Source organism: Clostridium coskatii, from assembly GCF_001675205.1.
Classification (GTDB): domain Bacteria; phylum Bacillota; class Clostridia; order Clostridiales; family Clostridiaceae; genus Clostridium_B; species Clostridium_B ljungdahlii.
This window is the reverse complement of the sequence record NZ_LROR01000078.1, coordinates 1-12228: the sequence shown is the minus strand read 5'-3', so window position 1 is coordinate 12228 and position 12228 is coordinate 1. Positions and strand designations below refer to the sequence as shown.

Below are 12228 nucleotides of genomic sequence, written 5' to 3'. Positions count from 1 at the left end.
ATAAAGAATTGCACGAGACATTACAATTGATATTCTCAAATTAATATCTTCGCTTGATGACGACAGTTGCTATTCTAACACATTACGTATATGCATAATTCAAAAATATCACCATTATATAAAATTACCTTATAATACATACACTATAATACTTATTCCTTAAGTATTCTTATACTGACACACTAGGTTATGTTGTTTTTTTAATATAAACAGAGTTCTTTGCGTCAGATGGAGTTTTGACTCCACCTGATGCTTAGAAATCGTTATCCAGGGACGTAGCTGCTCTTTACTCCCACTTGGAGAAGTGGGAGTATTAGAGCAGGTAGTCATCGGATAACAAAATAACCAGAACTCTCGGTATCAGACACCTAATGATTATTAACAGCCTTCCTAACTTTTTAGAACTTAGAGTACATTATCCAAATATGTAGCCTATCTAATGCTCCCACCTAAACAAGATAGGAGCCACCAGATAAAATTATCATTTTTTATTATTCAAGGCTTTCAGCATTCTTTAAAAAGCAATTAGCCATATCACACTGACAGTAAAATTGAAAGTTTTCTAGAGATTTTTGCAAAGCATATAAAGTATAACTCACCATATCTTTTTTTGCATTTTCACCCATATGTCCTATTCTTACTACTCTCCCTTGTAAATATCCAAAAGATCCTGCTATTAAAACATTGAAATTATCTACCATATATTTTCTAAGCTTAGATTCATCTATTCCTTCTGGGACTTCAATAGCTGTAACTGTATTTGAATATCCATTTTCATTATAAAGGCTTAATCCTGCCTCTTTAACTGCTATCCTAACACTTTTACCTATTTCCCTATGTCTTTTCAAAATATCTTTATCTTTTAAAATATTATCCACCGCTACTTTAAGTCCAACTATATCACTTATAGGAGGCGTATATGGAAACCACTTTTTCTCATAGTAATTTTCCCAGGCTAGCAAATTACAATAAAAAGACCTTATTGGTTTTTTCCTATTTCTCATAACTTCAAAGGCATCTTGACTTATACTTAGTATTGTAAGTCCTGGAGGTGCAGAAATACACTTTTGTGATCCACCTACCACTATATCTATATTCCAATTATCTACTTCTAACTTTTCTCCTCCCATAGCAGATACACTATCTACTACAGTTAATATTCCTTTTTCTTTAAGCATAGGACATATTTTTGATATGTTATTTAACATTCCTGAAGGGGTATCGCAATGGACAACTGTAGCATACTTAAACTTACTATCTTTATCTAAAAATTTCTTCAGTTCATCCACATCTATTTCCCTTTTTCTATTTCCTTTAAAAAACACTACTTCTCCGTCATAAAGTTTTACAAAATCAGCAAACCCTTCACCGTATATGCCATTATCAATTACAAGTACTCTGTCTCCTTCTTCTGTAAGAGAAGCACAAGCTGCTTCAAGACCAAGTATTCCTTCCCCGCTTAATATTCTAACCTGATTTTTAGTATTTAAAAATTTAGCTATGTCTTCACAGGTTTCTTTATAAAAATCATAAAATTGAATATCTAAGTCGGGATTTGTACATCTTTCACTTCTGGCAAACCTAACATTATCTCTAACTTCTGTAGGGCCAGGCGTCATTATATATGGAGCTTCCATAAAAATCACCTCTTAAACAATTTTAGTTAGAATTATATCATCCACACTATGCTTTTCAAAATGTATGCATACAATTTTGAACATACACGCATTATATAAATAATTTAACCTATACTTAATTGAAAATGCATTTAAAAGCTCTTTATATGCTAAAATATAATTGACGTTGATAGTTTAAAGGAGGGACTTCTTTTATGAATGCTAAAGAAGAGCTTATAGAAAAAATTAAAAAAATATGTGATGGATATGATGCAACGCCTACTGGCGGATACATTTTTGGTGATGGACCTATTCCTTGTAATATATTATTCATAGGTGAAGCTCCGGGCAAAACTGAGGTAGAACAAGGTAAACCTTTCGTGGGAATGGCAGGAAAGACCTTTGGAAGTTATCTAAACTCCATAGGTTTACAAAGAGAGAATATTAGAATAACTAACACTTGCTTTTTAAGACCAATAAAAATAAATCAAGGGAAAAATGGGAGAAAAACTATAAGTAACAGGCCTCCTAAAACTTCTGAAATTGAACTATTTAAAGATATACTAAATAGAGAAATTGAGCTAGTTAATCCTAAAATAATTGTAACTTTAGGAAATACTCCTTTAAAAAGATTTACTAAATTTAACTCTATAGGTGAATGCCACGGTAAAATCTATTTTAATGAAGATTTGAAAAAGGATATATTCCCTATGTATCATCCATCTGCATTAACTTATAATAGAAATGATTCTTTCAAACTTATGTATGAAAATGACTGGAAAAAATTAAAGAACACTCTAAATAGTATTTAAGGTTCCCTTTTACTAATTATATATTGTAAAAACTCTATAAAAATAGCTTCTATGATGATTTATCATAGAAGCTATTTTTATAAATGGCGTATCTTTATAAGATAGATTCTTTTTATTATATTATTTCTTTAAAGTTTTCCAGTTGCTTTAATAATTTTATAGTATCTTCTATATCATTTATTGATACCATTTCAGATGTGGAATACTTGTATCTACATGGTACTGCAATTTCTCCGGTTCTTATTCCAATTCTCTCTTTATGCACTAATTCCCCTTCAGATTTACCTGTACTTATGCTGTATTGTAAATTTATTTCTGATCTCTTAGCACAATTTTCTAACATCTCTTTTATATCTTTATGCATTATAAGTGAACTATCCATAATTTTAATTACTGGTCCTTCATCTATATTTATGTTGTTTTTTCTTTCCTCCGCATTTGTGGCATTTTCAGTACCAACTATTATACAATAATCAGGGTTTATATTATTTGCAGCAATTCTAGCACCTATTCCTCCTATTTCACCTTGTGATGCAAATACAAAATCAAGCTCTGCATTTTCTACTTTTACATATTCTATAAGCTTTAAAAGTATATAACATCCTACCTTATTATGTAAAAGTGGGCTTATAACATTGTTGTCACCTACACTTAAATACGGTCCTACAAGGGATGCCATATCACCTTCATTTACCTTTTTTAAAGCATCTTCCCTTTCATTCACGCCTATATCTACAAATTCGCCTTCGTGAGAAGTATATATTTTTCCTAAGGTTCCATTATCAAACCTTATAAAACTATGGGATATATCTTCCTTTTTAAAATTTCCTATGTTGTCCACCCTTATCATGCCATCATCGTCTATATGGTTTACTATAAATCCTACAGAATCCATATGAGTACACAGCATTATTTTAGTTTCACCAGAACCTAATTTTACTATTACATTACCTATATCATCTTCATACATATCTTGATTAATTTCATTTAAACGTTCCTTTATTACTTCCCTCACTTCATCTTCTTTACCACTAACTCCAAAAGAATTGATTAATTTTATTAGAAGTTTATCCATAAAAATTTCACCCCTCAATATTTTAAATTATCATCTATAAACAGAGTTCTTGGCATCAGATGGAGTTTTAACTCCACCTGATGCTTAGAAATCGTTATCCAGAGACGTAGCTGCTCTTTACTCACACTTGGAGAAGTGTGAGTATTAGAGCAGGTAGTTATCGGATAAATCTGACAAATAACTTTTTACCAAAGTTAAAGTACTTTCATAATCCATCAAGCTGCACATTGAAATATTATAATCCATATGTTTGCATGGTATTAATACCGCTGCTGTCTTGCAGTTATTAATAGGTAAACGGACTGGTTTAAGTTTACTTGTATCCTTAGTACTTATGCTCTTTTTATAAGCAATTCCCATATTATCTGCCTTATTTCTAATAGACTTTACAATGTCTCTATTAAATATAGACTCTTCCATATTAAAAGGTATAACGGGTCCTCCTGTAAGTTCATTTGTTTTTAAATATTCCGGTACGCCTTCACCATCAGTACTATTTATAGTATCTAAATCTATCATTATATCAGGCTTAACATTGTAAGCTGCAGTATAAATTCCTCTTTTATCTATATTTCCCTGGACATAAAACACTCCATATAAATTACACTCATATTTTTCCTTCAATAATTCTAAAAGTATAGAACATCCTATTCTATTATCTAAAGCCTTGCCTTTTACCAAATTGTCTCCAAAATTAGAAAAACTATTGTCAAATACTACAAAATCTCCAAGTGAAACAGTTTTCCTACACTCATCTTTACTTGAGGCTCCAATATCTATACACATATCATCATAAGATATATTTCTATCCCTTTCACTTTTATTCTGAAGATGTATTGGTTTTATGCCTATAACACCATGTACTTTTTTGTTTCCAATTAAAACAGTTTTACAAGGCAATGCTCCTTTTTCCATTTTACCTAAAGTTGAAAACTTTAGAGTCCCATCATCATTATAAGCTGTAATTATAAGACCTCTCTCATCCATATGAGAAGCTATCATTATTTTAGGTGAAGAATTATCATTATTATCACTATGGACTATAACGTTTCCCATTCTGTCTACAGTTACATTATCAGTAAAAGTGTACAACTCCTCTTTTATTACATTTCTAATTTCTTCTTCGTAACCAGAAGGTCCTATACAGTTAGATAGCTTTTCTAAAAGCAAAATAATCCCTCCAATTCATCCTCTTTTAACTCTTGAATAAACCTAGCCAAAAGTCTTCCTGTGTTTTTGATATCTTTCAAATTTACCACTTCTACAGAAGTATGCATATACTTTATAGGAATAGATATAAGAAGTGTAGGTATTCCCCCTTCTGCAGTTTGAATATCCCAAGCATCAGTTCCAGTGTTTCCCGGCTCAACTTCAATTTGGTATGGAATGCTATATTTATCTGCAGTTTGTATTATCCTATTTTTAATTTTAGTATGTATATTAGGACCTATACATATAACTGGCCCTGCTCCCAGCTTATTTTCCCTATCGCTATCCCCTAAAGTTCCACCATCAAAAGTAACATCAAGTGCTATACCTATATCAGGTTTAACTTCGTAACTTGCCATTTTGGCTCCTCTATGTCCTACTTCCTCCTGACATGAACACACAAAGTAAACATTTAAATCTGGATTTACATTTTTAAGTTCTTCCGCACAAACGTACATGGCAAAAATACTAGCTCTGTTATCTATTGACTTACAACTTACATTGTCATTTAAAAGCCCTACCATTTTTCTATCTAAAGTAATATAATCTCCTACCTTAATTAAACTTCTTAATTTTTCTGTGCAAAAACCAGTTTCTATATATAGGTTTTCCATACTAACTTTACTTTTTTGTTTATCACTATAATCATATTTTAACGCCACAACTCCAGATACATTTTCTTTTCCATGAATGATAACTTCTTGAGCAACAAGGCTTTTGGCATCTATTCCTAATCCTTTAAATTTTATAAAACCTTCTTTTGTTATTTCTTTTACCATTAAAAAAATTTCATCTGCATGAGACATTATCATTAATTTTCTAGAAGTTTTTCCTTCTTTATGTATATACATATTATTAAGCTTACTTATAGTTATATCTCCAAATTGGTTAAAATTATCTTCTATAATAGAATACAGCCAATCTTCTCTGCCACTTGGTGCATGAGTTTCACATATTTCTTTGAATAAATCTAAGTCCTCCATTTTTACCTCCAATCAAATACATTGATAATTTAATTACACATTAGTTATCATATATTCTGCATCTAACTTTATAACCTATCATAATCCAATTATAGCATACATATAAACAGAGTTCTTGACATCAGATGGAGTTTTGACTCCACCTGATGCTTAGAAATCGTTATCCAGGGATGTACCTGCTCTTTACTCTCACTTGGAAAAGTGGGTGTATTAGAGCAGGTAGCCATCGGATAAATAAAAGTTTTCACTTAGAAACTTTACGTAAAATTTCTAGGTGAAAACTTAATTTTATTCACTATATCTTATTCTATCTACAATTGATTCCTTTTTTAATTTATTTTCAATTAAATATGTTATGAGTATTGTTATTATAGCAAACGCTAAAATCAATACCAAAATTGAACCTAGTGGTAATTTATATTCTGCATAATCTGCTCCGGACCTTTTAAACAATTTAAAACACAGGTATCCCAAAGATGCTCCAAAAATTATAGACATTAAAGAGCTTCCAAGAGAATAATATATTCCTTCAATTTGAAGCATCTTACGAAGCTCTCTATCTGAAAGCCCAACAGCCTGAAGCATTCCGTACTCTTTTTTTCTAGTAAGTATACTTGTAATCATGGTATTTATAAGATTTAAAATTCCAATAAGGGCTATAATACCAATAAAGCTCATTGCAATAATTTGCATTCCCATATACTGACTTTCAAGTTCCTTTTTGTAATCTGTATTTGAATCATAGAATATCCTATTGTCTTTTTGTGAAATTGATTTAATTTTGCTTTTTATAGATTCAAACTTGCTGCTGTCAATATCTATATATACTCCTGCCATTTTGTTGTCATTTGCACTAACTAACTTGTCCTTAAATTCTCCTCTTGTAAACACATCTTCGTGGGTTATAAGGTCATATCCATCTATTTTCCAGCCAAAGCTTCCTATGTTCTTACTAACTATACCTGCCACAGTAAATTGTTTTTTTATACTTTCTGTTTGTTTCCCATTTTTATCTACTGCAATTGATAAATTTATTTTATCTCCAACTTTATATTTGCAAATTCTGTTATCATTTTTATCATAATTAGTTGCAACTAAAACTTCATCTTTACTTTTTAATTCCTCAGAAGATATTTTTCCCGCTATTAAATATTTTTTAAATTTACCTAAAAGATAATCATCATATCCATATAGTCCATAGCTTAAATTGTTTACAGATATATTCCCGGTATATTTTTCAGTACTGACATTTTTAACCCCTTTAATATTTTTTATATTATTTATTATCTCATCATTTAAAGGATTACCCTCTGTTTCTGTGCTTGTTAATGAAAATTCGTGTTTAAAATCTTGTTTTGTGAGATTATATATATTCATACTTTTAAGTACAGTACAAATTACAATAAATAAAATGCCGCTCATGGTAAGAGAAATCATAGTCATAATTGTTCTCTTTTTATTTCTCCAAAGATTTAAATGTGCAATTTTAGATATAGATATTTTCTTAATTGAATTTCTTTCTTTTTTCTTTGAATTTATTTCTACACCGCTGTATCTCATTGATTCTACTGGAGATATTCTCGAAGAAAGCTTTTCTGGTTTTCTAAGGGAAATTACAACTGCTAATAAACTTATTAGTGCCGAAATAATTATAATATATGGTGAAGATTTTATTTCTATGGAGTACTTTGATATTAGTAGTTGCCTTACTATATAATATATTACATGTGCAAATATAATCCCTATTGGAATTGCTATAATTGATAAAGTAAATCCTTCTTTAAATATAACTTTTCTAATTTGCTTTTTAGTTGCACCAATTGCAGAAAGAAGACCAAATTGTTTTATTCTTTCAATAACAGATACATAAAATATATTATAGATAACCACCATAGTTGCAATTACTATAATTAAAGCTATAACAAGAAATGATATTAGTAATGATGGATCTCCTCCTACTGCACTTATATACAGCGAATTTGTCTTTATATTTTCATCTTTTAAACGAATACTATGTCCAATATCAAAAACAGTGCTCATAATATTTCTATGATTTTTAACCCTTACATAACATGCCGTTTTTATTTTATATAAATTTTGAGTTACAAGTTTTTTTGATACTACACCTATGACATTATTTTGCTGCTTACGTATTTTATCATCGCTTAATATTCCACTTAAAATAAAATCCATACTTTTATTGTTTTCATCTTTAATATGAATGTTTTCTCCTATTTTAGATTTTACCTTCAATTTATCAAGTACCCATGATTCTAGTGCTATTTCATTTGATTTTTGAGGCAAGTTTCCTTGTTTTAATTTCACATTCGTCATATCTGCCCCTGCATAATCTGTATAAAATAACTCCATTTGAGAATCACTTAAATCTTTATTTTTTATAGTTTTAAATGGAATGCATTCACCTACCTTTTCAATTTTTCTATTGTTTTCTAACATTTCAATTTGTTTATTATTTACATTAATATACACTCCATGATAATTTCCCATTTGTTCTTCAGCTGAATTTATTATAGAACTTTGTATGCTGTAAAACATTATTCCTGATGCAGTTATAAGACAAGTAGCTAACGCTATAGTGAGTATGATCAGTATATTCTTTGTTTTAGAAAACTTTAAATTCTTCTTGGCAAGATTGGATATATAATTCATACTTACTCCCTCCCTTGCACTATTTTTCCGTCTTCAATTCTAATCACTCTATCACCCATCTGTGCAATTTTATCATCATGAGTTATCATAATTAGAGTTTGATGATATTTTTTTACTGACATCTTCAAGAGCGCCATAACTTCTTGCGCTGTCTTGGAATCAAGATTTCCTGTAGGTTCATCTGCAAGTATTATAGAAGGTTTAGCTGCAAGAGCTCTACATATAGCCGTTCTCTGCTGCTGCCCACCTGACAGGGCATTTGGCAGTGAATTTTTCTTATTATATATATTCAAAGTTTCCATAAGTTCTTTAACATAACTTTCATCTACCTCTTTACCATCAAGTCCTATTGGGAGTGTTATGTTTTCCCACACATTTAAGACAGGTATAAGATTATATGCTTGAAAAACAAAACCTATATTTCTTCTTCTAAATATGGCAAGCTTATCATCCTTCATTGAAAATATATTCTGTCCTACAATATAAACTTCCCCTGATGTTGGTTTATCAAGACCTCCAACCATGTGAAGCAGTGTACTCTTACCTGAACCTGATGTACCAATTATTACAACAAACTCCCCTTCATCTACAAAAAAACTTACATTATCGACTGCTTTAACTAAATTCTCATCTTTCCCATAATATTTTTTTAGAGATTTTACTTCCAATACCTTCATAACATTACCTCTCTTCAATATTTAATTATTATACTTAGAGGATAACATGTTAATATTACAATTCACTTTCAATATCACTTACATTTTTGTAAGAAAAGGCTGAATTTACTTCCTTCCCCTAGCTTTGAATCAACCATTATACTTCCACCTTGCTCTTCTAGTATCTTTCTTGTAAGATATAATCCTATACCAGAACCTTCAGATTCTTGAACTATTTTACAATTTCCTCTAAAAAATCGTTTAAATATCTTGTTGAAGTCCTCACCTGGTATTCCTATACCAGTATCTTCTATATCAATTCTTATAAAAAAATTCATATCAGTCATACTTACATTTATTTTCCCATTACTATCTGTATACTTTATGGCATTTTCCAGTACATTAACTATTGCTTCTTTAGTCCATCTCACATCATGGAAAATAGAAAATTCATATACATTTTCAACATTTATCTCTATATTTTTTTGCAGAACTTTTGAATAAACTCCTTCTATAGCTTTATGTATTGTATACTTTATAGACCTTTTTTCTTTTTTTAGCTCAATCATACCAGCTTCAAGCCTGGACAACTTTATAAGGGAACCTGTAAGCCACTCAAGTTTTAAAACTTCTTCTTTTATTGTATTTAAAAATTCTCTTTTTTCATTTTTACTTATACTTTCATCTTCTATTAAAATTGAATTAAAGAGTTTAATTGAGGATATCGGAGTTTTTATTTGATGTGAAATATCTGTAACAAGATACTTTATATTTTCTTTTTCCCTATACAATTTTTCGATATTTAAATTAAGTATTCTGCTTAAATCACACATTTTAGAATATATCTTAGACAAAATTCCTTCATTAAAGCTATTCATATCCGTCAAGAGTTTTCCATTTACTGCCTCATCAACACTATTTAATATATACTCAAGCCTTTTCATAACATATAAACTGCAGCTTCTGAAAATCAACATTGATTCAATTAAGATTACTATAAACAATATAAAATTAATTTTTATCATATTATATACATTTTTATTAAATGCATCATCATTCCATGCTGTAACTTCATCACCATAACCATATTTTTTAGCAATACTTTTTCCATATTCCAAATTTTTAGCATCATATTTTTTAAACAGCACAGTTTTTACAATTTCAGTTTCATTTTCAGGATTTAATCTTGTAAGTGTTCCAACTAATTGAAGTGTAGAATTTATATTTTGTTTATACACTTGTTCAGTTATATAGTAATTTACAAAACAAGTTATCACGGAAATACTTAATATAGTAATAATCATTATATTAAATACTTTCTTCAATAAGGGATTTTCTTTTAAATATTCAATCATATCTTTACACATCCTTCTATCCATATATACCCCATTCCCCTAACATTCTTTATATATTTAGGCTTTGAAGGATTATCCTCTATTTTTTCTCTAAGTCTTCTTATATTTACCGCTATAGTATTGTCATCTACAAATGTGTTATCTATGTCCCATAATTTATTTAAAAGCTGATCTTTGGTTATGATTTGTCCTGCATTATCCATTAAATACTTTAAAAGTTTTATTTCAGTCTTACTTAGAAATAATTCCTCTTCGTTTTTTAACACTTTCATATCCGTTATAGAAAAAACTATATCTCCGGATACGATTTTTTTGCTTTGATTTTTATTAGAATTTCTTCGAAGTAGAGCATTTATCTTAGACATTAATACCATAAGACTAAATGGCTTGGCTATATAATCGTCTGCTCCCATATCAAGTCCTGTTACAATATCAATTTCTTGATCACAGGCCGTTAAGAATATAATAAGTAAGTCATTTTTTTTCCTAACTTCCCCACATAAATCAAATCCATTCCCATCGGGCAAGCCTACATCAAGGATCATAAGGTCAACGCTATTTTCTGCTAATATTATTTTTGCTTCTTCAATAGTTCTTGATGAAAAAACCTTATATCCTTCTTTACTTAATTTAAAGCTAATTCCCCTATTTAATGATTTATCATCTTCTACCAATAAAATACTTTTCATTACACCTAATCCTCTACTTTTCAATTAATAAATATATAAATATTTTATCACAGTAAAATTGATATACTAGTACAAATTCGATATACTAATACTATAATTTAAACATAAGGAGGCACTCATGTCAGATTTAGCAAGTTACGTTACTAAAAAAATGATACTTTATTTTGGAAATGATATAAAAAGAATAAATCATGCTTTAAAAGTACATGGTTTTAGCAAAACTATAGGTCAATTAGAAGGATTAAATGATAATGAAATGCTTATACTTGAATTAGCTTCCATACTTCATGATATAGGGATTAAAGAAAGCGAAAGGAAATATAATAGTTCAGCTGGAAATTATCAAGAAATTGAAGGGCCTCCCGTAGCTAAAGAACTGCTTAAAGAAATAGATCTAGATGATACAGCAATTGAAAGAATATGCTTTTTAATAGGTAATCATCATAGTTACAATAAAATTGATAAAATAGATTTACAGATATTGATTGAAAGCGACTTTTTAGTAAACGCATATGAAGATAATATTAAAATATCTGATATAGAATACATGAAAAATAAATATTTTAAAACTTCTACGGGAAAAGAACTGCTTAATTCAATCTACATTAAATAACTAAAGCCATATTCTATGGCTTTTTTCCACATAAAAAAAGAAGTACATTCAAGTACTTCTTTTGGTGGCTCACCGGGGAATCGAACCCCGGACAACATGATTAAAAGTCATGTGCTCTACCAACTGAGCTAGTGAACCATATTACCTGGCAGCGACCTATTCTCCCACAGGGCCTCCCCTGCAGTACCATCGGCACCCTGAAGCTTAACCTTCCTGTTCGGTATGGAAAGGGGTGTTACCTTCACGTCATTACCACCAGATTTTATTGACGAAAATTGCTATAAGCTTCTCATATCTTCGTCAAGTCTTTCATTGCGGTGCTCATTTACACAAGTAAACTCTACTCCTCATTCAAGCCTTTTCTCAATGTGCTCGCTTCTATCAATTTTCATATATATTAACTTTTAAGAGTTCAAATTACTCTGTCCTCTCAAAATTGCACAGTAAACTTTTTTTCTTTCGTTTTTATTTGGTCAAGCCCTCGACCTATTAGTATCAGTCAGCTTAACAGGTTGCCCTGCTTACACCTCTGACCTATCTCCTCGTGTTC

The 12228-nt window shown here is 30.0% G+C and carries 10 protein-coding genes, 1 tRNA gene and 1 rRNA gene; 2 read left to right on the top strand and 10 right to left on the bottom strand.

Annotated elements, in window-relative coordinates; translation table 11 throughout:
* Nucleotides 1-491: 491 nt before the first annotated feature.
* On the bottom strand, nt 492-1637 hold the full coding sequence (locus CLCOS_RS17700; protein ID WP_063602605.1) for a pyridoxal-phosphate-dependent aminotransferase family protein: 1146 nt from the start codon (nt 1635-1637) through the stop codon (nt 492-494).
* Between the two features lie 194 nt (nt 1638-1831).
* Here CLCOS_RS17700 and CLCOS_RS17695 point away from each other — a divergent pair, with 194 nt between their 5' ends.
* Nucleotides 1832-2428 carry a uracil-DNA glycosylase gene (locus CLCOS_RS17695; protein WP_063602604.1) on the top strand — a complete coding sequence of 199 codons (597 nt, stop codon included), beginning with the start codon at nt 1832-1834 and terminating at the stop codon, nt 2426-2428.
* A gap of 115 nt (nt 2429-2543) precedes the next feature.
* Here the strand turns inward: CLCOS_RS17695 and CLCOS_RS17690 are convergent, their stop codons facing one another.
* The 7 genes from CLCOS_RS17690 to CLCOS_RS17660 all read right to left on the bottom strand — a co-directional run bounded on the left by CLCOS_RS17690 (nt 2544) and on the right by CLCOS_RS17660 (nt 11065).
* The gene (locus CLCOS_RS17690) at nt 2544-3503 is read right to left on the bottom strand and encodes a hydrolase (protein WP_013236809.1); all 960 of its coding nucleotides are present in this window, start codon (nt 3501-3503) and stop codon (nt 2544-2546) included.
* A 144-nt stretch (nt 3504-3647) separates the two neighbouring features.
* Nucleotides 3648-4673 (bottom strand): M42 family metallopeptidase, encoded by a 1026-nt coding sequence (locus tag CLCOS_RS17685; protein WP_063602603.1) that lies wholly within the window; start codon nt 4671-4673, stop codon nt 3648-3650.
* Nucleotides 4664-5695, bottom strand: coding sequence for a M20/M25/M40 family metallo-hydrolase (locus tag CLCOS_RS17680; protein WP_013236807.1), 1032 nt, complete (start codon nt 5693-5695; stop codon nt 4664-4666). Before CLCOS_RS17680 ends, CLCOS_RS17685 begins: the two co-directional genes overlap by 10 nt.
* Nucleotides 5696-5983: 288 nt before the next feature.
* Nucleotides 5984-8365, bottom strand: coding sequence for an ABC transporter permease (locus CLCOS_RS17675; protein ID WP_063602602.1), 2382 nt, complete (start codon nt 8363-8365; stop codon nt 5984-5986).
* A 2-nt stretch (nt 8366-8367) separates the two neighbouring features.
* Nucleotides 8368-9042 (bottom strand): ABC transporter ATP-binding protein, encoded by a 675-nt coding sequence (locus CLCOS_RS17670; RefSeq protein WP_013236805.1) that lies wholly within the window; start codon nt 9040-9042, stop codon nt 8368-8370.
* A gap of 74 nt (nt 9043-9116) precedes the next feature.
* Entirely contained in the window at nt 9117-10400 is a 1284-nt protein-coding gene (locus CLCOS_RS17665) for a sensor histidine kinase (protein ID WP_013236804.1), read from the bottom strand.
* Complete coding sequence (locus tag CLCOS_RS17660; protein ID WP_013236803.1) at nt 10373-11065, bottom strand: response regulator transcription factor; 693 nt, start codon at nt 11063-11065, stop codon at nt 10373-10375. The genes CLCOS_RS17665 and CLCOS_RS17660 overlap by 28 nt, the downstream gene beginning before the upstream one ends.
* Before the next feature lie 118 nt (nt 11066-11183).
* On the opposite strand from CLCOS_RS17660, the gene CLCOS_RS17655 reads away from it, so the two are divergent.
* Entirely contained in the window at nt 11184-11678 is a 495-nt protein-coding gene (locus CLCOS_RS17655) for an HD domain-containing protein (RefSeq protein ID WP_063602601.1), read from the top strand.
* Nucleotides 11679-11740: 62 nt separating this feature from the next.
* Here the strand turns inward: CLCOS_RS17655 and CLCOS_RS17650 are convergent.
* Both CLCOS_RS17650 and rrf read right to left on the bottom strand, forming a co-directional pair.
* Nucleotides 11741-11816, bottom strand: a tRNA-Lys gene (locus CLCOS_RS17650).
* Between the two features lie 5 nt (nt 11817-11821).
* A 5S ribosomal RNA gene (rrf, locus tag CLCOS_RS17645) occupies nt 11822-11938 on the bottom strand.
* Between the last annotated feature and the right edge of the window lie 290 nt (nt 11939-12228).

Coding starts and splice junctions, on each gene's coding strand:
- CLCOS_RS17695 (WP_063602604.1), top strand. CDS start 1,832: ATGAATGCTAAAGAAGAGCTTATAGAAAAAATTAAAAAAATATGTGAT.
- CLCOS_RS17655 (WP_063602601.1), top strand. CDS start 11,184: ATGTCAGATTTAGCAAGTTACGTTACTAAAAAAATGATACTTTATTTT.
- CLCOS_RS17675 (WP_063602602.1), bottom strand. CDS start 8,365: ATGAATTATATATCCAATCTTGCCAAGAAGAATTTAAAGTTTTCTAAA.
- CLCOS_RS17680 (WP_013236807.1), bottom strand. CDS start 5,695: ATGGAGGACTTAGATTTATTCAAAGAAATATGTGAAACTCATGCACCA.
- CLCOS_RS17665 (WP_013236804.1), bottom strand. CDS start 10,400: ATGGATAGAAGGATGTGTAAAGATATGATTGAATATTTAAAAGAAAAT.
- CLCOS_RS17690 (WP_013236809.1), bottom strand. CDS start 3,503: ATGGATAAACTTCTAATAAAATTAATCAATTCTTTTGGAGTTAGTGGT.
- CLCOS_RS17670 (WP_013236805.1), bottom strand. CDS start 9,042: ATGAAGGTATTGGAAGTAAAATCTCTAAAAAAATATTATGGGAAAGAT.
- CLCOS_RS17700 (WP_063602605.1), bottom strand. CDS start 1,637: ATGGAAGCTCCATATATAATGACGCCTGGCCCTACAGAAGTTAGAGAT.
- CLCOS_RS17660 (WP_013236803.1), bottom strand. CDS start 11,065: ATGAAAAGTATTTTATTGGTAGAAGATGATAAATCATTAAATAGGGGA.